Origin of the sequence: Bartonella senegalensis OS02, assembly GCF_000312545.1 — a bacterium.
Lineage (GTDB): Bacteria > Pseudomonadota > Alphaproteobacteria > Rhizobiales > Rhizobiaceae > Bartonella > Bartonella senegalensis.
Genome location: NZ_HE997542.1, coordinates 206980 through 229985, shown reverse-complemented (window position 1 = coordinate 229985; position 23006 = coordinate 206980). Strand labels below are relative to the sequence as shown.

The following is a 23006-nucleotide window of genomic DNA, read 5'->3' as shown; positions in this document are numbered from 1 at the left end:
GAAACTGTAAATGTCTTATTTTTCTTCTTTTTGAATTCTATAGCTTTTTGCTTTATATCAAGAGAAGCTAAAGGTTTGTTTGTTGGATGAAAAGATAAAAATGTTGATTTTTTTAAAAAGGGTGGGTGCCGTTTTATTGGCGGTATATTTTATACTAGCAGTAAATTTGGCTATAGCCAAGAAGCCTTTAGAGCTCCCAGTTGATCCGATTCCTTTAGAGATACAAACAAAACAAGGAATAATTTCTTACAAGGTAGAGATTGCTTTTACACAGTCGCAAGCCGCAGCAGGTTTAATGTATCGCACTGATTTCCCACGTAATCGCGCAATGCTCTTTAGGCAGCAAGGAAATAGGGGAGTAAAGAATAAGCAGCAGTTTTTTATGTGGATGGCAAATACATCTTTACCCTTAGATATGATTTTTTTAAACGCTGAGGGAATTATCGTATCGATTGTTGAAAAAACCTCTCCATTTTCAACAAATACTATTTCATCGGGAGTCCCTGCAACTTTTGCGCTTGAAGTTAATGCTGGTGAAGTTTCTGAAAAACAAATAGAAAAAGGACAACGTGTTCTTCATCCTGCTATTTGTGGCAAATGTGAAAGTGATAAAAAATGACAGCAGAGGATATTTGTTTTTTTGAATATGACAGTTTGCGTTTTGCTTATCGAGAAGAAGGACAGGGCACGCCTATTTTGTTGATTCATGGTTTTGGATCTTCTGCACGGGTGAATTGGTATGCAACCGGTTGGTTTCGTACCCTTACAGAAGCAGGATATCGTGTTATCGCTCTTGATAACCGCGGACATGGAGATTCTGTTAAAAGTTATGACCCTTCTTTTTACACACCTCAAGCTATGGCTAGCGATGCAATGCAATTATTACGGCATTTAAAATTATCGAAAGCCCATGTCATGGGATATTCCATGGGAGCTCGAATTAGCGCATTTATGGCTCTTTTGTATCCAACATATGTACACAGCGTCGTTTTTGGTGGCTTGGGAATTGGTATGGTAACAGGAGCAGGAAGTTGGGAACCTGTTGCTGAGGCTCTTTTAGCAGAAGACATTTCTACCATTACCAATCCGCGTGGTTTGATGTTTCGTAAATTTGCAGAGCAAACGAAAAGTGATAGACGCGCTCTTGCTGCTTGTATTATCACGTCAAAACAAGAGTTAACAGCAACTGAGGTTTACAAAATTAAGCAACCAGCACTTGTAGCTGTTGGTTCATTAGATGAAATTGGTGGTGCAGCAGAACCATTAGCCGCTTTATTGCCTCTTGGGGAGGCAATATCAATTCCTAAACGAGATCATATGTTGGCTGTAGGAGATAAGGTTTATAAAAGAGGCGTTATCGACTTCCTCTCTCGTCATCCTATCCTATAGAACTCTTCACAGTTTAGAGCCTTTAATATCACTGATTCGTATAATCTTGTATGAGATAACAATAGTGTTCAGAGCATTTAGCTTTTGCGCGAGGGATATTTCTATGCAAAACTGAAGAGAATAGCAGTAAAAATTCTTGGAAAGTTATTTTTTATAAGAATAATTTCCTTTTTTATATATTAAATTGAGTACCTTAATGCAATTAGTTAAAGGGAATTATTTTTTAATTATGTAACAAGATTTTGTGGTAAACAAAACAGTTGTAAAAAGGAGAGTGCTTTTGTTTAATGAAATTCTCTTTTGTTTAAAAAGAGCAAAAATTACACTCATTGACCGATGTTTTGCCTAAATATGCTTGTAAACGCAGATACTGAAATTGGGGATAAAGTAAAATTATTCAAAGTTTATGCTTTTCTCTAGCCATTTTTTTATTTTTGTAATCTATATGAGTATATTTAACAATGATGAGCTCTTTTAATAAAGGACATTCAGCAAAAAACGCAAATAACTTTATTTTGAAGAGAAGGCAAATCAAAGACTAAGACTGATTTTTTTTACCCTCTTTACAGAATCTTAGGAGTATCTTATTTGCTGATAAAGAATTAAATTAATCATCTAAAAAAACAGGAGAGTAAAGTGAATGCTGATGAAATAAAAAAACTTGACAGTTATTTAAAAAACACATTCCAAAATTCAGCATTGCAGGTGAGAGCTCGGCCTAAAAAGGGTGATTCTTGTGAGGTTTATATCGGGGATGAATTTTTAGGTGTTATCTATCGAGATGAAGATGAAAATGAATTGTCCTATAATTTCTCAATGGCTATATTGGATATTGATTTAGAAAATTGATTTATGATGAGAAATTTTTATGAATTTTTTTATCCAAAGAGTTTATATCAACTTTAATTCTTTAAAGCTCGTATAATTATTGCGTGCTATAATAAGGTGGTCATGAACAGTGATTCCTAATGCATTTGCTGCATCTTTTAATCTATACGTTGTTGTTATATCCGCTTTAGAAGGTGTTGCATCACCGGAGGGGTGATTGTGAACCAAAATCAGTCCAGATGCAGACAATTGCAAAGCTCGGGAAATTACTTCACGGGGATAGACTGGTGTATGATCGATTGTTCCAGTTTGTTGTACTTCATCAGCAAGCAAACCATTTTTCTTATCAAGAAATAACACACGAAATTGTTCTCGTGTTTCGTGTGCCATGACAGCTTTACAATAAGCTAATACTTGATCCCATGATGAAAAAATATCACGTTTAAATAATTGCGCGCGAATAAGACGTCCTGCAACATCTGAAATAATTTTTAAATCTATTGCAGTCGCTGGACCACATCCTTGAACCTCTTGAAGCCTATGAATATCAGCACCTAATACATCGGCTAATGAGCCAAAATGTGCTATTAAGCTCTTCGCTATTGGTTTTGTATTAGCGCGAGGTATCGTGCGAAAAAGCAGTAGTTCAAGATATTCATAATCTTCAATTGCATTTCCTTTTGACTTTAAATAACGTTTACGAAGACGTTCACGATGTCCCTGATAATGCTTATGAGGCTGTGAACTTTTCTGAAATTTCGCGCTTTTTATTTCTGGTGTCGGATCACCTGGGGCACTTGAGGTTAATGCAAAATCATTACTTTGACTGTCTCCCTTTTTACTTAATTTTTTAGCCATGGCATTTCTATATTTATTTAAACATGTAAATTTGGAATATAAAAAATATTTTTAGGAGATTGTGTAAATATTTCGCACCCTTCGTTTGTTACACCAATTGTATGTTCATACTGTGCAGTAAGGGACCTATCACGTGTAACGGCAGTCCAACCATCAGATAAAATCTTAACTTGCGGTTTCCCAAGATTAATCATTGGTTCAATTGTAAACATCATACCTTGTTTGAGTTCTATTCCCTCTCCAGGATTTCCATAATGCAGGATATTCGGTGCATCGTGAAAAAGCTGACCGATTCCATGTCCACAAAAGTCTCTCACAATTGAGCATCGTTCAGACTCTGCATAACGTTGTATTGCTGCACCAATATCACCTGTGGTTGCTCCAGGTTTAACTGCAGCAATTCCTTTCATGAGACTTTCATAGGTTATTTTGAGCAAGCGCTCTGCAGCACGTCTGATTTTCCCAACAGGATACATGCGGCTTGAATCGCCATGCCAACCATCCAGAATAAAAGTTACATCAACATTCACAATATCGCCTTCTTGTAAGGGTCTTTTATTAGGGATACCATGACAAACAACATGATTGATGGATGTACAACATGAGTGTCCATATCCATGATAATTTAAATCAGCAGGAAGAGCTCCTCGCTCAGCACCAAAAGTAAATACAAAATCATCAATCTCTTGCGTAGTGACGCCAGGCTTAATAATATCCGTAAGTGCATCGAGACATTCCGCAGCAATACAGCCAACTTTCCGCATTTTATCAAAAGCATAGTCATCAAAAATGCGGATTTTCCCATTAAATTTTAAGGGTATTTTATGATATTCAATATAATCAACCATCTCTGTTTTCTATTTTCACGCGCTGAATTGGAAAAATACCTTCTACGCTTACCTGACATTTTATTGCATAAAATTCTACTCCTGATTCTAATGCTAAATCAAATTTACGTCCATAAACTGGATCAAGATCACGACAAATTGTAAAAGCTGAGCAATCCTCCCGTTGAATCACATAAAGCATAACGGCTCGTTTTCCCTGTTGCACGATTTTTATCAGCTCTTCGAGATGACGTGTGCCCCGTTTTGTTTCAGTATCAGGAAATTCTGCAAGCCCCTTTTGGCGGATAAAATGAACATTTTTAATTTCTAGATAACAGTCAGGTAGGATGTCATCACGCAGAAGAAAATCAATGCGTGATTGTAGACCATAACGTTGTTCTTTCAAGATTGTTTTGTATCCGTTTAATTCTGGTAGTAAATCATTTTCAATTGCTTCCAACGCAAGTTTGTTGGGTAAAGTTGTATTGATTCCAACCAAGGTATTATTTGCCTCAATAATTTCCAATTGATATGCGTATTTTCGTTGGGAATTGTTGTGATATGAAAGCCAAATATTGGAATTGGGGGTTGTTAATCCAAGCATCGATCCTGTATTAGGAACCGATACGGTGAAGATGTGCTGATCTTCTTGTTTAACATCAGCGAGAAAACGTTTATAACGACAAATAAGTTTTGCGGGAAAAAGTTTAGGAATAAAGAGCATATTCTTTAATTTAGAAGGTCTAATTTCATAATGCAACTTAAATGATGATTGTAATCCTTATAACATGTTAAACAAAGCAATATTGGTACAAAAAATGTTATGAGATCACTTAATCTGAATTTAAGCAGATCTGAATTTAAGCAGCAAAATTCATTTTTTACTTTTACAATTTATTATTAATCCCTTTAAATTCACACTTTCTGAGTGAAAAGGTAACATTGATTGAAAGTTGTTTTTTTTAAGGTTATTGCATGAAATATGTCATTTTAGGAAAGTTACGTTCAAAAAAATGGCAATAGGATTATAATTATAATGGCTGGAACCAATAAGAATCGTAAGAATTTAACAAATGGGCCAATTATTATTTTAGTTGAGCCACAGCTGCCTGAAAATATTGGTATGGTAGCAAGGGCAATGGCAAATTTTGGGCTCTCTAAGCTTCGTTTAGTTAAACCTCGAGAAGAATTTCCAAATGAAAAAGCCAAAGCTGCTGCAAGTAAAGCAGATCACGTCATCAACGATGTCGTAATTTTTGATACATTACGTGATGCGATCGCAGATTTACACTACGTTTTTGCCACAACAGCACGTGAAAGATGTGGTTTTAAAACTGTAAAAAGTGCTGTTGAAGCAGCAAGTATATTACGTCAGCGTGAAAATCTCGGGCATAAAACGGGTATTTTATTTGGAAGAGAGAGGTGGGGATTAGAGAATGATGAGATCAGTCTTGTTGATGAAATCATCACTTTTCCAGTAAATCCGGCTTTTGCATCACTCAATATTGCACAAGCGGTTTTGCTTATGTCTTACGAATGGATGAAATCAGGTTTAGAGAATGCAAGCGATACGGCTTTTCGAGCAGCACAAATGGAGCCAGCGAATAAAGCAACATTTCATGGTTTTTTATCTCAGTTAGAAGATGCTTTGGATATCCGTGGATATTTTAGACCCCGAGAACGCAAAGAGGTGATGCTTGCGAATCTACGCTCTGTTTTTACCCGTGCCCATTTTAGTGAATCTGAGGTTCGCTTGCTAAGGGGGATTATATCTTCACTGGATCATTTTTCACCTCAATGTCCACGAGGAAGCGGTGCACCCGTAGATCGTGATCGTCAAAAATTAAAAATAAGTGTGAAAACTGATGGATGAACAGCCTATTCTTTTTTTTGATAGTGGCGTTGGTGGTTTAACGGTTTTGAGGGAAGCGCGTACTCTTATCCCTGAAAAGCAGTTTATTTATGTTGCTGATGATATTGGATTTCCTTATGGGAACCGGGAAGAAAATGTTCTAAAAAATCGCATTTTAAAGATTTTTAAAAATCTTTTAACAGTTTATAATCCTGCCTTATGTGTAATCGCTTGCAATACAGTTTCTACACTTATGATGGAAGATTTACGAAAAAAATTTCCTCATATTCTTTTTGTAGGAACAGTTCCTGCAATTAAATTGGCCGCAGAGCAAACAAAATCTGGTTTGATTTCAGTGTTAGCCACTCCTGGAACTGTTAAACGTACATATACACAGGAATTAATCAATTCCTTTGCAGATCAGTGTCATGTTCAGCTTGTTGGAAGTGACAAACTTGCTGAATTTGCTGAAAATTATTTACGTGGAAAATCTGTCGATTTGGAAGAACTGCGTAATGAAATCCTTCCGTGCTTTGTTGAGAAAAATGGCAAATACACTGATATTATTGTGTTAGCGTGTACACACTATCCTTTTTTGATTCACTTCTTTCGTGAACAAGCTTTATGGCCTGTTCAATGGATAGATCCTTCAAATGCTATCGCTAAACACACAAGATCATTATTACCGAAAAAAGTGCATCACCAAACCATAAAAAAGCATAAAGATTTTGCATTATTTACATCGCAAAATGTCACTGCTTCAACGAAGCGTTTGTTAAAAAAATTTAGCTTAAATATCACGAAAGGAGTTGACTTTGAGGTGTGAGATTAATAAAGTTATTTTAGCTTTTTCTTTCAAGAAAACGGCATGAATTGACGTGTCCCGTGGATAACTTTGCATGTTATGTGTTGAGATATTCTGTCAGTCTTTATTTTTGAAGGCAGAGGAGGGCGCGTTTCCTTGAGATCTTATCGTGAGATCTTGTTTTTTATTTTAAAGGAAATGCGATGAGTAAGCGCGAAACAACAAAATATAAAATTGACCGCCGTATGGGAGAGAATATTTGGGGGCGTCCAAAATCTCCTGTTAATCGCCGTGACTATGGTCCAGGTCAGCATGGACAGCGCCGTAAAGGGAAACTTTCTGATTATGGTGTGCAATTGCGCGCTAAGCAGAAATTAAAAGGGTTTTACGGTGATATTTCAGAAAAACAATTCCGTAAAACTTATGAAGAAGCTGCTCGTCGGCGTGGTGATACTGGTGAAAATCTTATAGGACTTTTGGAATCGCGGTTGGATGCTGTCGTCTATCGTGCAAAATTTGTCCCGACGATTTTTGCTTCTCGCCAATTTATCAATCATGGTCATGTTAATGTAAATGGTCGACGCACCAATATTCAATCATATCTCTGTAAGCCAGGTGATGTTATTGAGGTTCGTGAAAAATCTAAACAGCTTGTTTTAGTTTTGGAATCTGTGCAATTGGCTGAACGGGATGTTCCTGAATATATTGAAGCTGATCACAATCATATGAAAGCAACTTTTACCCGAGTTCCTGCTTTTGCAGACGTTCCTTATGCTGTGCAAATGGAACCTAATTTGGTTGTTGAATTTTATTCTCGATAAATGTTTACAGTTGAGTCTTTTTTTCTGTTTTTCACACAGTGAAAAATATTATGTTGCTTTATAAACTGTGAAGTGAATAAGTGATTTTTTTGTAAGTGGTGCTATATTAAGTTTGTTGTTATCTTGGTAGCAATATGACTTTTATAGTTCCACTTTTTTGCATTTCTCATTTTAAGCTCAGATAAATAGAGATTTCACTGCTTTATCTCTGTTGTTTTTTCTAGTACTTACAGAATAAGCTGTTTATTGTGCAGAATATGGTGTTGTTATCAATAATGTTTCAGTTGAATATCAGGAAATGGAAGAGAATGTAAAAAGAGCTGATCCTTTAGTAAGGGAAGCTGATGATTGTCATCCAATATTTCGGATTGCTCCTTCAACTGTAGAATTTAATAAATTACGCAAACGGCTTTTGCGTCATATACGGCAGGCATTTGATGATTTTTCTATGCTTTCATCAGGAAAAAAATGGCTTGTTGCTTTATCAGGTGGAAAAGACTCTTATGGTTTACTAGCACTGCTTCTAGATTTGAAGTGGCGTGGTCTTTTGCCTGTTGAAATTTTAGCCTGTAATCTTGATCAGGGACAGCCAGGGTTCCCAAAACATATTCTTCCGAACTTTTTAAATTCTTATCAAATTCCGCATCGTATTGAATATCAAGATACCTATTCAGTTGTGACAGATAAATTGGCACACACGCAAACATATTGTTCTCTTTGTTCTCGATTGCGACGAGGCAATTTATACCGTATTGCACGTGAAGAGGGATGTTCAGCATTAGTGCTGGGGCATCACCGTGATGATGTTTTGGAAACATTTTTTATGAATTTGTTTCATGGGGGGCGATTAGCAGCTATGCCAGGAAAGCTTAGAAACGATGAAGGAGATCTTTTTGTTTTGCGCCCTCTTGTTTATGCTGCTGAAGAGGATATGGAAAAATTTTCTCAAGCGATGAAATTTCCTATCATTCCTTGTAATCTTTGCGGGAGCCAAGATGGTTTGCAACGTAATGCAATGAAGGAAATGTTAAAAGATATTGAAAAAAAAATGCCAGGACGTAAAGATACTATGATTCGCGCTTTAACAAATGTGCGTCCGAGCCATTTGCTTGATAAAAAATTTTTTGATTTTAAAAATTTATTCTAAAGATTTCACGTAAATGGCAGTTATAACGATATACACACGGTAAAATCATATCGGCTTTGATCTTCATAAAAATAAATCTAAGCAAGGGCTTTATAATTTCAGACTGCGATGCCATAGAGATCATAGGCATCTGATCGTTCAATTTTTACAGTGACAAATTCACCAACACGTAAGGGGCGTCGTGACGATATATGTACAATGCCATCTATTTCTGGAGCATCATATTGACTACGGCCTTTCGCTATTTTTCCTTGACTTTCATCGATAAGAACTCGAAGTCTTTTGCCAACTTTTTTCTTTAAAAGATGAGTAGAAATTTTTTGTTGTTTTGCCATAAAGCGATGCCAGCGATTTTCCTTTACTTCTTCAGGAATGCTTTCTAATCTCAAATCATTTGCAACAGCACCTTTTACTTGTTCATATTTAAAGCAGCCGGCACGTTCAATTTTGATTTCGTCTAACCATTCAAGAAGCATATTAAAATCTTCATCAGTTTCGCCAGGAAAACCAACAATAAATGTAGATCGCAAAGTGAGATCTGGACAAATTATTCGCCATTTCTCAATTCTACGATTTATTTTTTTTACAAGAGCAGGACGTTTCATGTTGCGTAGAACAGTTGGTGATGCGTGCTGAAAAGGAATATCTAGATAAGGAAGAATTTTCCTTTCTGCCATAAATTCAATGACATCATCAACATGAGGATACGGATAGACATAATGCATGCGTATCCAAATGCCCATATTGCCTAATTCGCGACAAAGATCGAAAAACTTTGTTTTTACTGTGCGGTCTTTCCAAGGAGTTTCCAAATATTTCAGATCAATACCGTAAGCACTTGTATCTTGTGAAATAACTAAAAGCTCTTTTACACCTGCTTGTACAAGTTTTTCAGCCTCACGAAGAACATCATTGATAGGGCGTGACATAAGATTACCGCGCAGGGTAGGGATAATACAAAAGCTACATCGATTAGAGCACCCTTCAGAAATTTTTAAATAAGCATAATGGCGAGGTGTCAAGCGAATCCCTTGAGGGGGAACTAAATCTACAAAAGGATCATGAACAGGAGGAATTGCTGTATGAACTGCTTGTATAACACTTTCATAGGCTTGTGGTCCTGTAATGGCCAAGACATTAGGATATGCTTGGCGAATAACATCGGGATCAGCACCAAGACAACCAGTTACAATGACTTTTCCATTTTTTTTAAGGGCTTCATCAATATTGGCGAGGGATTCATTTCGAGCAGAATCAAGAAAACCACAAGTATTCACAATAACAAGATCAGCACCTTGATGTTTGCGTGAAATTTCATAACCTTCAGATCGAAGACTCGTAATAATTCGCTCCGAATCTACAAGTGCTTTGGGGCATCCAAGAGAAACAAAACTAATACGAGGTGCTGCCATGATAATCCCTGCAAATTATGATATTGTATAACGATTGAATTTTATTTGTTACTTTTAATTGATTAAGAATAAAAATTCTCTTGGTTTTTATACATACACAATACAGCTTATTATTGTAAGTTATTTGCTTTTTCTATAGAAATTTATCAATCTACAAGCCAGCACCATCATATTATTCTAAAATTCTCTCATTCCGAACCTGTTTTATGTTAAATCAACCAAAACTATTTGCTTGCATGTCAAAAGCAGGATTAGTCTGTGGGTAGAAAACTATTAAGAAAGGACTAAAAAGGCCTCTTATGAACTATCTCAAGGACCAAGGGCTGTTAGCAATATTGGGGGATGGAAATATTCAGGTTTCTTAATTCAATATGCAAAACAATGAATTATTCTTATAAATTAAATCAATATAATGTGTCTTTGCAAAGAACACAATAAAAAGCACTTAAAGACTATTCATTGAACAGAACAAGGCGGTTTAGCAATTTTTTTGTTTTTAATATTTGCGAATAAGTCCAATAAGCTTACCTTGTATCTGTACACGCTCAGGTCTGTAGATGCGTGTTTCATAGTGTGGATTTGCAGCTTCCAATGTAATAGAGATCCCTTTACGCCAATAACGTTTGATGGTTGCTTCTTCATTATCGATGAGTGCAACAATAATTTCGCCTGGTGTTGCTGTATTTTGACGTCTAACAATGATCATATCTTTATCTAGAATCCCAGCCTCAATCATAGAATCATCTTTGACCTCTAGGGCATAATGTTCACCAAAGCTCATCATATCTTGTGGCAAAGAAAGGGTCTTTATCTGTTGCTGTATAGCGGAAATCGGTACAGCAGCAGCAATGCGGCCCATAACGGGAATAATGCTGTTTTTTTTATCTTTTAAATTCAAATTATCAAGATTATCGGAATCATTTGATATTTTTTTTTATGATTCTCTATTACACTAGGGGAAATTTTACGTGCTGAAGAAAGGTTAAATGTTATTTTTTCGGGAAGTCGCACAACTTCCACGGCACGAGCACGGTTTCGCAAACGGCGTATAAAGCCCCTTTCTTCTAAGGCTGTAATCAATCTATGAATGCCAGATTTTGAAGTAAGTTCTAATGCAATTTTCATTTCATCAAAGGAGGGGGGAACGCCTGTTTCTTTCATATGATTGTTAATGAACAAAAGGAGCTCATATTGTTGACGAGTCAGCATTAACTATTCCATTCAAAAGAATCAAAAAATTAGAGAATAAAAAATATTAATTTAAATCAATATAAAGTAAAAATATATTTTTTTGATTTTATAATTTAAATTAATATTATTATATTTAATTTTTTATTATAATTAATATCATAAGTTATTTATAATATATTTTATTATGAATAATAATTAAATTTATTTTTATAATCAGTTTATATATTATTTTTTTCTATTTTATTTTTAAATAAAAATATCTATATTTGATTTATTGATTGAAGATAGCCTGTTTTATGTTCATGAGAAATATTTCTAAAGATTGCTTCAACTCATTATTATGTCTCTGATTCAGATCGCATAATATAGACTTTTTTTGGTGTACAAAGATCGTACATTACCGAAGTTCTAACCACTTTAAGAAATGAGAGAAAATATACCACAAGCCTATGAAAGTGTTATACAAGCGGCTCATTGCAGCTCTAAAGATGTGAAAACTATAAGATAAAGACACCTCATGAGAAGAAAACAACATCTCTAATTTCTGATAAGATGTTTCTTTTTCTTCTCTAACAGATACACTAAATAACAATGGAAATCGTTGTTTTTTATTTACTTTATTTAGCCTGATTTACCGTACTTCTATCTCTTCCAATTCCCTTATAATTTCAAAATGTTCATTGTTTCACATTTTAGAAGCTATGAAGAATTTTATGTTTCAAATTATTACTTTTATCCTTTTTCTAAAAGAGAAAATAATTTTTATACAACTATAAGGAGAGAAGAAAAGCAAAAAAATATTGATAACGAAAACAAAAAATATTTTTTTTTCAAAAGGTGTTGACCAAATCAAAAGTCAACCGTATGTTCCACTCACTTTCGATAAGCAAGATGGCTTTTATGAGAGCGCGTAGCTCAGCTGGTAGAGCAACTGACTTTTAATCAGTAGGTCCAGGGTTCGAATCCCTGCGCGCTCACCAACTTTAAATGATATCAATAGATTATATATGAAGTCCGGAAATTTTGTTTCCCTCTTTTCTCTTAATTTATTTTTCTGTACACATCGCATTCTTTTGCAGTTTTTTATTGATTCTATTGTTAAGTTTTTTCTCTCTGCTGTTTCAGAGCGATGCCATGCTGTCTTCTATCCAGTTTAAAAGCACTTTGGGTTGTGATATTATAATTTTTATACTGATTGCGGCTGTTACTGTCAGCTTTCTCAAGTTATTACTGAATTTATTAATTTACAATTTTTTCTTTATTTATGGTTAGTTGCTCGTGGTTTAGTACTTTTTATATAGAGAAATATTACTTATTCACAACTTATATTATGAGAAGAATTTATTTTGACTAACATATTGATTTTATGATTTTTTTATTCATTACAATATCTTTAAAAGTGCCTTTATTTTTTACGGCAGATAACAAAAAATAATTAACAATAAATTAATTTCTTGATTCAAATTAAATTTCAAGCCTATTATAGCGGCGCGAGGGGAATCATCCCAAATCATGAGTCTTCCCATCGCATACAGAAGGTGTGACGTATTTTTTGCGGTGAGCAATCAAAAATAAGCGGGTTTTAATATGCTTTTAAACAGCAAAAAAGAATTTCCTTCCGTTGTTAAATCAACGTTTCAATTTGTTTCTGTGTTAGCTTTTTCTCAGTTATTGGTGTCTTGCTGTTCAAGTGAAATAGCGCATTTTACATTAAAAAGTTTCTGTAATAATAAGGCAGTTGGTGCAAAAACTGTTATTCCACCAAAGAAAGTTCTAAGCAGACAAAACCCATCGAAAGAAAAGAAAAGTGGGCGTGCAGTTGTTGGTAAGCCTTATCAAATAAAAGGCAAGTGGTACTATCCTCAACATGATCCAGCCTATAAACGTGTTGGGCAAGCATCGTGGTATGGTTCAGACTTTCATGGGCGTTTGACAGCAAATGGTGAGATTTATGATATGAATCTCTTGACTGCTGCTCACCCCACAATGCCTTTACCAAGCTATGCTCGTGTTACCAATCTGAAAAATGGTTCTTCACTTATTGTTAGAGTAAATGATCGTGGTCCTTTTATGAAGGATAGAATCATTGATTTGTCAAAGCAAGCCGCAGCAATACTTGGTTATGAAAATGCCGGCGTAACAGACGTTGAAGTAGAGTATATTGCTGAAGCACCTGTTGGATACTAGGATGCTGCTTATTTAATGGCTTCTTACACGCCTGGAAATATTGGTTCATATTCGTTAGCGTTAGCGGATACTCTTCAAAAAAGAGAGAGCTTAGAGAAGAGCAATAGTAAAAAACAATCAGTTAAAGCTGTTGTTGAACAGAAGCAGCTTAGTAAAACTGTTTCAATAAAATTACCAGAGATCGGTCCTGTACTTGTTGATAAGCCACTGTTGTTTGATCAGATAGCCTCTATAAAATAATCTCTTTCAATAAGCTGAAAATAAATTGAGTAAAAAAGAAATGATAAATTAGTTACACCTGTTTTAATAGGGATGTTGGTTTTTCATCGTGCAAAACTTCTAAATGGGAAGTGATCAAAAAATTAATTTGAGTAGGATTGTCAATGACAAATGAGAGTGTATGTTGTTCATAAAAGGCAACACTAATCTAGTTGTTATAATCCTACACTCTTTTTTAAGTAATTTAAAATCTTTGCCTACCCATTTTGGCTTCGAAGTCATGAAGGCTTCTCACGAACAAAGATGCTGTTACTCTGTGCAAAGAAGTAAAAATTTTTCTTATATTTTACATGTTTTTGAAACATTAAAGTTTAAATCCTGTACGAATAACGAATGTATTATTTTGCTTTTATTTTGAGAAAGCTGAACCAACAATAAAATCGCTTTTCTTTTGCAAGTGATTCTTGATTTAAAAAAAAGAACAAATCTTTTCTTGTAAAAAACTATTCTTTATACTGATTCTTCAGATACGGGAGGGTCAGTCATGTATACGACATTAAGGGTTTTTTGTACCTTATTTTGGATGTTGACATTGAATGGATGGGGGAGAGCACAAGATTTTCAAACTTCTGCACCGCAATTGCTGTTACTAGATGATGATACAGATACCATACTTTTTGAAAAACAGAGTAATATTCCTTTTTTTCCTGCGTCATTAGTAAAATTGATGACAGCAGAAGTCATATTTCATCAATTAAAAGAAGGATTGTTAAACAGCACACAAACATTCAAGGTGAGTGAGAATGCTTGGCGCAAGGGTGGAGCGCCTTCTGGTACAACCACTATGTTTGCAAAAGTGAAGACAGAAATTAGTGTTTCTGATCTTTTGCGTGGTTTAATTATTGTTAATGCGAATGATGCTGCTATTACCCTTGCTGAAGGAGTATCGGGAAGCGAAGCCGATTTCGCAAAATTAATGAATCAGCGAGCCAAAGCACTGGGATTAATCCATAGCTATTTTATTAATCCAACAGGGCTTCCTGAAGAGGGGCAGTTTGTGACATTACGCGATATGATGACACTAACACGTCATATTGCTCGCGAATATCCCGATTATTATACACTTTACCGTGAACCTCACTTTACTTGGAATAAGATTTTTCAACGGAATAAAAATCCTCTTATCTCTAAAGCAATTGGTGTAGAAGGATTTGGTTTTGGCTACAGTGAAGAAGAAGGTTTTTCAATGGTTGTTGCTGCTTATAACAATCATCGGCGCCTTTTTTTAGCAATAAATGGTTTGCAAGATGGTAAAGGACACACAAAAGAAGTAGAACGCATTCTTCAATGGGGAATGACAGCTTTTGATCTTAAAACAATTTTTACAAAAGGAGAAACGGTTGGCCATGCTTCTGTTTATGGTGGGGTGCAAAATTCTGTTTCTCTTATTATTAAAGAGCCGATAAACTTTCTATTTTCGAATGAAAAAAAGACAACTGTTAAAGCAAAAATTAAATATCATGGTCCATTAAAGGCTCCTATCATTGCAGGACAACCGGTTGGTGTTCTTCAAATTTTACAGGATAAAAAGGTTCTTCTCGAAAAACCGGTTTTTGCTGGAAAAACTGTCCAGGAAGGAGGATTTTTTGCAAAAGCAAAAAATGCATTCTATGAAATAACAATCGGGTGGTTACGGAAATACCTATAATACATGCTAAATTAAAGGTTAAGGTTGATACGTGTCTGGTTATTTTATCACATTTGAAGGAGGGGAGGGGGTAGGAAAAACAACGCAAATTTCTTTGCTTGCTCAGCATCTGTGTAGCAAAGGCTATGATGTTCTTACAACACGAGAACCAGGAGGAACGCTAGGTGCAGAAATAATACGCAATATTTTATTGTCAGGCCAAATACAACAGTATGGGCCTTTAATTGAAGCGATTTTGCTTACAGCAGCACGCATTGATCATGTTAGTGAAGTCATTATGCCTTCTTTGCAAAAAGGTAAAGTTGTTTTATGTGACCGTTTTATTGATTCTACACGTGTTTACCAAGGACTTAGTGATAAAGTGAATTCTTCTACTCTTGCTGTTTTAGAATGTCTTGCACTTAATAAAATAAAGCCTCAGCTAACATTTTTGTTAGATATGCCCGCAACGTGTGGTATGAAGCGTGCAAATTTGCGAAGGAAAAAAGCAGAAACAATCGATTATTTTGAAAAAGATGAACTCAAAATTCAAGAGCAAAGGCGCCAAGCTTTTCTTCAATTGGCAAAACAGGAGCCTCATAGATTTCGTGTGATTGATGGAACAAATACAATAGAAGTTATTGCACAGCAAATAAGAGATATTTGTGATCAGATAATGTTGGATCAGCTTCCATGAATAATATAAATTTTTTGCGCCAGTATGATGATATTGATACAGTTTTATCATCTTCACAGAATAATATGATCTTCGGCCATAAAGCTGCTCGTCATTTTTTAGCACAAATACTTAAGGAAGAGCGTTTACCTCATGCCTTATTATTTGAAGGAGAGTATGGGATTGGAAAGACAACATTGGCGTTTCACTTTGCATGGAATATTTTAAGTTCTCAAAAGGGCAATTTTTTACAACCAGAGCATAATTCTATTACATGGCGTCAAATCACACAAGGAAGTCATCCTGGTTTTTTGCACATTTCACGTCGCTTTGATATAAAAACGCAAAAGTTTAAAACAGGTATACTCATTGACGATATTCGCGATGTTATACATTTTTTAAACCAAACATCGCAAGAGAGTAGGTGGCGTATTGTTATCATTGATTCTGCCGATGATATGAATAGAAGCGCCGCAAATGCAATTCTCAAAACACTTGAAGAACCTCCTGCAAAGACTTTATTTATTATTATCACTCACTCTTTAGGAAAATTACTCCCAACAATTCGCTCAAGGTGCCAACAGATCTCTTTGCGACCATTGCACGATGATGAAATGAAAAAAGTCATTACCCATGTGTTTTCCAATCAAAATATAACTGATGAAGAAACTGTTGAGAGGATTGTTGAAAAATCCAATGGAAGTCCTCGAAAAGCGGCTTTGCTGATTCATGGAGGGCTTGAAATTGTTAAAACTGTTAATACTCTCTTGGAACAGTCTGTTTGTAATCCAGCTATTGTACACTCTCTTGCTCAGATGCTTTCCTCTCTTTCTTCCGTGATTCAATTTCAACAGTTTTGTGATGAAATTCTTGATAAAATTGAAAAAAAAGTTATCATGCTCGCTGAAAGGGGGAATTTGGCTCTTTCAAAAAAATGTGCACAAGCCTGGCAGGAGATTCATCAAGAAATAGGGGAGATGCAAGCATTTAATCTTGATAAAAAGCAATTCATTATCAATTTGCTTTTTAGAGTTCATAGGGTCATTCGTGAAGGAGAGGTTTTTCCGTGACAATCTGATGAACAGGCGTTATGTCATTGTATCTTTTATTGCGTTTTATAACGAGTATGACATGCCTGACACATATTATATAACAACTCCAATTTTTTATCCTAATGGTGCTCCACATATTGGACATGCCTATAGTGCGATTGCAAGCGATGTTTTAGCCCGTTTTCAACGATTAGATGGTAAAGATGTATTTTTTCTATCTGGTACGGATGAGCATGGTTTAAAGATGCAACAAACAGCAGCCGGGTTGAGTATGACGCCTAAGCAACTTGCAGACCGCAACAGCGCTGTATTTCAAAAAATGCTTACAGCATTAAATTGTTCTAACAATGATTTCATTCGCACAACAGAAGAGCGCCATTATCAAGCTTGTCAAGAAATTTGGAAAAAAATGGAAGCGAATGGGGATATTTATCTCAGCCAATATAAGGGGTGGTATTCAGTTCGTCAAGAAGCTTATTATGAAGAGAAGGATACGGAAGTTGGGGAAGATAATATCCGTCGCGAAAAGGAATTAGGTTCTCCAGTTGAATGGAACGAAGAAGAAAGTTATTTTTTTAAGCTGTCTCGTTATGAAAACGCTCTTCTTGAGCATTATGAAAAACATCCTGATTTTATTGCTCCACTTGAACGGCGCAATGAAGTTATAAGTTTTGTCAAATCGGGTTTAAAAGATATTTCCATTTCACGTGCGAGTTTTAATTGGGGAATTTGTGTTCCCAGTAATCCAAAACATGTCATGTATGTTTGGGTTGATGCACTCACAAACTATCTTTCCGCCCTTAGCTTTTTCGATGAAAGTTCAAAAAAACGTGATTTTTGGCCTGCAAATGTTCATATTATTGGTAAAGATATCATTCGTTTTCATGCGGTTTATTGGCCAGCATTCTTAATGTCTGCTAGAATTCCATTGCCTCAGCGTATTTTTGCACATGGTTTTTTACTTAATCATGGTGCAAAAATGTCAAAGTCCATTGGAAATGTCGTTGATCCTTTTGAAATGGTGGATCACTATGGTCTTGATCAGGTACGTTATTTTCTTCTGCGTGAAGTACCATTCGGACAAGACGGCAGTTATAGCCATGAGAGTTTTGTGAATCGCATTAATGCAGATCTTGCCAATGATCTTGGTAATTTAGCGCAACGCTCTTTGTCTATGATTGCTAAAAACTGTGATGCAAAAGTCCCTCCACCAGCTGCATTTTTAGTTCAAGATGAACAGCTTCTGGAAAAATCTCTTCAAGCCCTTGAAACTATGCGCCAAGCCATGTCTTCTCAGGCAATACATTTAGCACTTTCAGCTATTTTTTCAGTTGTTGCAGATGCTAATCGCTATTTTGCAAATGAACAACCTTGGACTTTAAGGAAAAATAACCCAGAAAGATTTTCTACAGTTCTTTATATCACTTTAGAAATTTTACGGCGAATAGGGATTATGCTGTTGCCTTTTATGCCACAAGCAGCAACAAAACTTCTTGATAGTCTTACAATTTCCCAAAACGATCGTTTATTGCATCATATAAGCAATTCAAAGATTCAAGAAGGTCTTGACCTTCCGCCACCAGAACCAATCTTTCCCCGTTATCTTTTGAAGAAAGATGATATTCATCATGTTGATTGATACCCATTGCCATCTTGATTTTGAGGATTTTGCTCAAGATTTAGATGATGTTATCCAGAGAGCACTAGATGCTAACGTTAAACGTATGATAACGATTTCAACGCGTGTTCGTAAGTTAGATAAGCTTTTAGCAATTACACAAGCCTATCCTCAAGTATTTTGTTCTGTCGGCACGCATCCCAATCATGCCCATGAAGAGCAAAATATTACAGCTAAAGAGCTGATTGATCTCTCGAAACACCCTAAAATCGTTGCATTTGGGGAAGTTGGTCTTGATTATCATTATGATTATTCCTCACCAGAAGAGCAAAAGAAAGTTTTTCAAGAACATATTATCGCTTCTCGAGAAACACAGCTTCCTCTTGTTATACATTCACGCAATGCTGATGTGGATATGGAGAAAATACTACGCGAACAGATAAAAGAAGGTTTTTTTCCATTTGTACTGCATTGTTATTCATCTGGGATGCAACTTGCTCATGCGGGCATTGAACTTGGTGGATATCTGTCTTTTTCAGGTATTCTCACTTTTAAAAATGCGCTTGAAATCCGTGAGATAGCAAAAATTGTGCCTCATAAGTATTTATTGATAGAAACAGATGCACCATTTTTAGCACCTGTTCCTTATCGGGGAAAAACAAATGAGCCATCTTTTGTGCGCTATACGGCGGCTATCTTAGCTGACACACTTGGCTTAACTCTTGAGGAAATAGCACGGATAACAACGCAAAATGCTTTTCGTTTGTTTAGCAAAATGAAATAAGGGAAAAGATATGTCTGATCGCTACCGCTTTACAATATTAGGCTGTGGTTCCTCTCCGGGTGTTCCGCGTCCTAATGGTGATTGGGGAGCGTGCGATCCCAATAATCCTAAAAACAAACGCTATAGAAGTTCTTTATTAGTTGAACGCATTCATAAATCAGGTAAAAAAACAACAATCGTTATTGATACTGGTCCAGATTTTCGATCACAGATGATCGATGCATGCGTAAATCATCTTGATGCTGCACTTTATACGCATTCTCACGCAGATCACATTCATGGTATTGATGATTTACGCAGTTATGCACTTGCACAAAAATGTCTGATAGATATTTATGCCGATGCTTTTACATTAAGACACTTGAAAAATGCTTTCGGATATTGCTTTCAAACACCAAAAGGCTCACCTTATTCACCCATTTTAAAAGCACATCTTATCAATGAAGAGAGCCAATTTATAATCCAAGGGCAGGGTGGACCAATAGCTGTCAAGACACATTTACAATTGCATGGCAGTATCCATTCTTTAGGTTTTCGTGTTGGTAATGTTGCTTATTGTACAGATGTTAGTCAATTTCCTGAAAAAACATTACCAAAATTAATGAATTTGGATGTTTTAATTATTGAAGCTCTCCAGTTTAAATCTCATCCAAGTCATTTTTCTGTTGATCAAGCATTACAATGGATAAAATATTTAAAGCCTCAAAAAGCTATACTCACACATATGGATAGATCACTTGACTACAATGAAGTGGTAAATTACCTCCCCGCGCACGTCAAACCTGGATATCAAGGGCTTACTTTTGAAGCAGATGCATAAGAAATTTGAGAAATCAATATTTCCTGTTAACTAAAACCTTAGCGGCAACGGGTGTTATATTTATGCCTGCGTTATTTTTTAGTGAAAGCAATGAAATTTCAGCTTTAAATAACCGTAATGCTGTTTTGAGTGCTCTTGCATACATGAAAAGTTGTAAATTATCACAGTAATTTTTCTTATTTATTATAAATATTATTTATTAAGTAACTTTTATTTTTACTTAAAATCAAATTTTTAAACTATATAAATATTATAATTTGCCTAATTATAGACATAATTATTCTTTAATAAAGAATGATGCGTGACTTTTTATATCATGTTATCGCATAATATATATTATGGAACTTAAGGAGGACATCATGGAAATGGCATTATGGGGCATGATATCAACGTTAATATGGATATTTTCAATGCCTATAAAAAGTAATTGGGAGCTCTGGTGGGTACCATTTTTATAAATTTGTAAAAATACCTTTTACTTGGGTTAATGCCCAAATCGCTTTACCCAAGTAAAAGCACTTCTTCAGCACTTCGTTGTTTTTTATTGCGTTAAAAATTTATTTATCTGCCTTATAATTTGTAGTGTAATGAAAATTAACAATAATATTCCATGAAACACTGGTAAAAATAACGGATAGTCAGAGTAATAAATTATCATTGCGAACGTTTCACCAAAGGCTGCAATGCACCATAAAATAACCCCCCAAAGTGAATACATCCAAAGCCCAATTAATGCTATAGGATAAACAATAGCCAGCGTGGCTGATAAACATTGCCATTGCCATGGCATGAGATCAAAACGCCATAAAGCTCCTGGAAATACACCAACAAGACGTATCCAGTAAAAAACACCTAAACCTAAGCAAACAAGTGCTAAAAGCCGTAAATAACAATTATAAATTAAATGAATTTTTGAAATCTTTTTTTGCGAGTTATTGATCAAAATAATAATTCTTTTTCAACAGGTTGGAAGTAAGATTCTATCATTTCATCTGTTATATTCGACAGTTTATCTGGCTGCCATTTCGGTGTTTTGTCTTTATCAATTAACATTGCACGTACACCTTCACGAAAATCATGTGAATTAATCATATGATGTGCGATGCGATTTTCAATTTTCATACACTCTTCTAAAGTTTGAGATGGATTTTGTTTCATTTGTTTCCAAATAATTTTTAAACTTGTCGGAGAACGTGATTGCAAAATATCATAACATTCTTTAGCAAACAAAAGTCCTTCACTGCTTTTTTTATAAAGGAGTTCTATACATTCTTCTAACGTATGAGCACCAAAACAAGCATTTATAACCTCGCGTATTTGATAACTTGTTTCATAATCTTTTGTAATTGCTCGTTCTTCTAAAGCTAATTGAGGATTTCCGTGCTCAATAATAGCTTCTCTAATGTACTCTAATTCAGTTTCCTGAACAGCATGAGTTGCTAACCCTAAATTTAAACAATCTCCCCATTTTATGTGCGCTCCGGTCAATGCAAGATAAATGCCAAAGTGATTGGAAAGAGATGGTAAGAAAAAGCTTGCGCCAACATCTGGAAAAAATCCAATGGCAGCTTCTGGCATAGCAAAGAGACTATTTTCTGTTACAATTCTGTGTGAACCATATATGGAAATACCTACACCTCCTCCCATCCAAATACCGTTCAAAAAAGAAATGTAAGGTTTTGGAAAACGGCTGATATAAGCATTTAAGTGATATTCATCACTAAAATATTGATAAGAGGAGGATGTTTTTTCCATATGGTAGACTTCCACAACGTCCCCACCAGCACAAAAAGCACGTCCCTCCCCTTCAATTAAAACACAAGAAACATCATCGTCTGTTTCCCATGCACGCAAAGCCTTTTTAAAAGCAGAAACCATTCGCCCATTAAGAGCATTTAACGCTGAAGAGCGTGTGAGCTTTATAATACCAGCATGACCTTTTTTTATAAAAGAAATGTCATCCCCTGCCCCAAAATCAACTTGCATTTCATACTCTTCCTAAAACTATCTATCTCATTGTTTTTTTATTCCCAATTGAGGAAATATTTGCATGATAGCACCAATAGAATACATATAAATACCTGTTATTGAAATTCCTATTTTAACCCAAGATGGGGCATTCAGTTGGTAAAAAAATGCGGCAACACCAAAGGAACACCATAAGAGAAAAATTGGAAAATTAAGTCGACGCAAACGGACGACTCTTACTGGATGGATGAAATAGATAGGTAAAAAAGAGATGATTGCCGATAAGACAATAATGGTAAAAGTGACCCACTCCCCTGGTCTTACGACAAAAAGTGTGAAAACCATCATATTCCAAACGACAGGAAATCCTTTAAAAAAGTTTTCTTTGGTTTTCATTCCAGTATCTGCGTAATAAATTGCTGATGAAATGACAATGATAGCACTTAATAAAAATGATAATCCTGATCCCATAAAACCACTTTGGTAAAGTGCAAAAGCTGGAATTAAGACATAAGTCACATAATCAATGATATTATCTAGGAGTTCTCCAGACCATGTTGGAAGTACATATTTAACATCCAATTTGCGCGCAATTGGCCCATCGATACCATCAACAAGAAGTGCAAGTCCGAGCCAACAGAACATGGCGGTCCATTCTTTTTGAGAGGCCGATATAAGAGAAAGAAATGCTAAAAACGAACCCGAAGCTGTTAGTAAATGAACAGAAAAAGCTTTTGCTTGTGGCATTGTTACTTTTTTTTTACGCAAGAGATTTGCATTCGTTTTGATTTTTTTTGTTAGCTTCCGTTTCAAGGTTTTCTTATCCTCGTTTCTAAAATCTTCATTTATCTACCAACACGAGATT

20 protein-coding genes, 1 tRNA gene and 2 pseudogenes are annotated in these 23006 nt (G+C 35.4%); 15 read left to right on the top strand and 8 right to left on the bottom strand.

What is annotated here, in order from left to right; genetic code table 11:
* The first annotated feature begins 100 nt into the window (after positions 1 to 100).
* From BN200_RS06795 to BN200_RS06785, 3 genes are all read left to right on the top strand, one after another.
* Complete coding sequence (locus BN200_RS06795) at positions 101 to 619, top strand: DUF192 domain-containing protein (RefSeq protein WP_019221794.1); 519 nt, start codon at positions 101 to 103, stop codon at positions 617 to 619.
* Positions 616 to 1389, top strand: coding sequence for an alpha/beta fold hydrolase (locus BN200_RS06790; protein ID WP_019221793.1), 774 nt, complete (start codon positions 616 to 618; stop codon positions 1387 to 1389). The genes BN200_RS06795 and BN200_RS06790 overlap by 4 nt, the downstream gene beginning before the upstream one ends.
* A gap of 636 nt (positions 1390 to 2025) precedes the next feature.
* Entirely contained in the window at positions 2026 to 2238 is a 213-nt protein-coding gene (locus BN200_RS06785; RefSeq protein WP_019221791.1) for a DUF3126 family protein, read from the top strand.
* Between the two features lie 42 nt (positions 2239 to 2280).
* Here BN200_RS06785 and radC read toward each other — a convergent pair whose 3' ends face one another.
* Genes radC through sfsA form a run of 3 tightly spaced genes read right to left on the bottom strand, consistent with a single transcriptional unit; the run spans position 2281 to position 4626 of the window.
* The gene (gene radC / locus BN200_RS06780) at positions 2281 to 3075 is read right to left on the bottom strand and encodes a RadC family protein (RefSeq protein ID WP_019221790.1); all 795 of its coding nucleotides are present in this window, start codon (positions 3073 to 3075) and stop codon (positions 2281 to 2283) included.
* 17 nt (positions 3076 to 3092) lie between these two features.
* Positions 3093 to 3923, bottom strand: coding sequence for a type I methionyl aminopeptidase (map, locus tag BN200_RS06775; protein ID WP_019221789.1), 831 nt, complete (start codon positions 3921 to 3923; stop codon positions 3093 to 3095).
* On the bottom strand, positions 3916 to 4626 hold the full coding sequence (gene sfsA, locus BN200_RS06770) for a DNA/RNA nuclease SfsA (protein ID WP_019221788.1): 711 nt from the start codon (positions 4624 to 4626) through the stop codon (positions 3916 to 3918). The genes map and sfsA overlap by 8 nt, the downstream gene beginning before the upstream one ends.
* A 312-nt stretch (positions 4627 to 4938) precedes the next feature.
* On the opposite strand from sfsA, the gene BN200_RS06765 reads away from it, so the two are divergent.
* The 4 genes from BN200_RS06765 (at position 4939) to ttcA (ending at position 8527) form a co-directional block, all read left to right on the top strand.
* Positions 4939 to 5775, top strand: a complete 837-nt coding sequence (locus BN200_RS06765) for an RNA methyltransferase (protein ID WP_019221787.1) — start codon at positions 4939 to 4941, stop codon at positions 5773 to 5775.
* The gene (gene murI / locus BN200_RS06760) at positions 5768 to 6580 is read left to right on the top strand and encodes a glutamate racemase (protein ID WP_019221786.1); all 813 of its coding nucleotides are present in this window, start codon (positions 5768 to 5770) and stop codon (positions 6578 to 6580) included. The genes BN200_RS06765 and murI overlap by 8 nt, the downstream gene beginning before the upstream one ends.
* Positions 6581 to 6762: 182 nt before the next feature.
* Complete coding sequence (gene rpsD, locus BN200_RS06755; RefSeq protein WP_019221785.1) at positions 6763 to 7380, top strand: 30S ribosomal protein S4; 618 nt, start codon at positions 6763 to 6765, stop codon at positions 7378 to 7380.
* Positions 7381 to 7648: 268 nt separating this feature from the next.
* Positions 7649 to 8527, top strand: coding sequence for a tRNA 2-thiocytidine(32) synthetase TtcA (gene ttcA / locus BN200_RS06750; RefSeq protein WP_034989236.1), 879 nt, complete (start codon positions 7649 to 7651; stop codon positions 8525 to 8527).
* A gap of 98 nt (positions 8528 to 8625) precedes the next feature.
* On the opposite strand, the gene rimO is transcribed toward ttcA, so the two are convergent.
* Together rimO and lexA are read right to left on the bottom strand one after the other, a co-directional pair.
* The gene (gene rimO / locus BN200_RS06745) at positions 8626 to 9939 is read right to left on the bottom strand and encodes a 30S ribosomal protein S12 methylthiotransferase RimO (protein ID WP_019221783.1); all 1314 of its coding nucleotides are present in this window, start codon (positions 9937 to 9939) and stop codon (positions 8626 to 8628) included.
* Positions 9940 to 10435: 496 nt separating this feature from the next.
* Positions 10436 to 11148: pseudogene (lexA, locus tag BN200_RS06740) on the bottom strand (transcriptional repressor LexA).
* 886 nt (positions 11149 to 12034) lie between these two features.
* Between lexA and BN200_RS06735 the strand changes: the two are divergent.
* From BN200_RS06735 to BN200_RS06695, 8 genes and pseudogenes are all read left to right on the top strand, one after another.
* Positions 12035 to 12110: transfer RNA gene (locus tag BN200_RS06735), tRNA-Lys, on the top strand.
* A 607-nt stretch (positions 12111 to 12717) separates the two neighbouring features.
* Positions 12718 to 13557: pseudogene (locus tag BN200_RS09925) on the top strand (septal ring lytic transglycosylase RlpA family protein).
* A gap of 523 nt (positions 13558 to 14080) precedes the next feature.
* Entirely contained in the window at positions 14081 to 15244 is a 1164-nt protein-coding gene (locus BN200_RS06720; RefSeq protein WP_034989228.1) for a D-alanyl-D-alanine carboxypeptidase family protein, read from the top strand.
* Positions 15245 to 15275: 31 nt separating this feature from the next.
* On the top strand, positions 15276 to 15920 hold the full coding sequence (gene tmk, locus BN200_RS06715) for a dTMP kinase (RefSeq protein ID WP_019221779.1): 645 nt from the start codon (positions 15276 to 15278) through the stop codon (positions 15918 to 15920).
* Positions 15917 to 16969 carry a DNA polymerase III subunit delta' gene (locus tag BN200_RS06710; protein WP_019221778.1) on the top strand — a complete coding sequence of 351 codons (1053 nt, stop codon included), beginning with the start codon at positions 15917 to 15919 and terminating at the stop codon, positions 16967 to 16969. The genes tmk and BN200_RS06710 overlap by 4 nt, the downstream gene beginning before the upstream one ends.
* Positions 16970 to 17030: 61 nt before the next feature.
* Entirely contained in the window at positions 17031 to 18590 is a 1560-nt protein-coding gene (gene metG, locus BN200_RS06705) for a methionine--tRNA ligase (protein ID WP_034989288.1), read from the top strand.
* The gene (locus BN200_RS06700) at positions 18580 to 19353 is read left to right on the top strand and encodes a TatD family hydrolase (RefSeq protein ID WP_019221776.1); all 774 of its coding nucleotides are present in this window, start codon (positions 18580 to 18582) and stop codon (positions 19351 to 19353) included. The genes metG and BN200_RS06700 overlap by 11 nt, the downstream gene beginning before the upstream one ends.
* 10 nt (positions 19354 to 19363) lie before the next feature.
* Positions 19364 to 20173, top strand: coding sequence for an MBL fold metallo-hydrolase (locus BN200_RS06695; RefSeq protein ID WP_019221775.1), 810 nt, complete (start codon positions 19364 to 19366; stop codon positions 20171 to 20173).
* Positions 20174 to 20714: 541 nt separating this feature from the next.
* Here BN200_RS06695 and BN200_RS06690 read toward each other — a convergent pair.
* From BN200_RS06690 to pcsA, 3 genes are read right to left on the bottom strand one after another with little or no spacing between them, the layout of a single operon-like run.
* Complete coding sequence (locus BN200_RS06690) at positions 20715 to 21116, bottom strand: DUF6163 family protein (RefSeq protein WP_019221773.1); 402 nt, start codon at positions 21114 to 21116, stop codon at positions 20715 to 20717.
* Complete coding sequence (locus BN200_RS06685; protein ID WP_019221772.1) at positions 21113 to 22159, bottom strand: enoyl-CoA hydratase/isomerase family protein; 1047 nt, start codon at positions 22157 to 22159, stop codon at positions 21113 to 21115. Before BN200_RS06685 ends, BN200_RS06690 begins: the two co-directional genes overlap by 4 nt.
* A gap of 27 nt (positions 22160 to 22186) precedes the next feature.
* A complete protein-coding gene (pcsA, locus tag BN200_RS06680; protein WP_034989224.1) occupies positions 22187 to 22990 on the bottom strand; it encodes a phosphatidylcholine synthase in 804 nt (267 codons plus the stop codon).
* Positions 22991 to 23006: the final 16 nt, after the last annotated feature.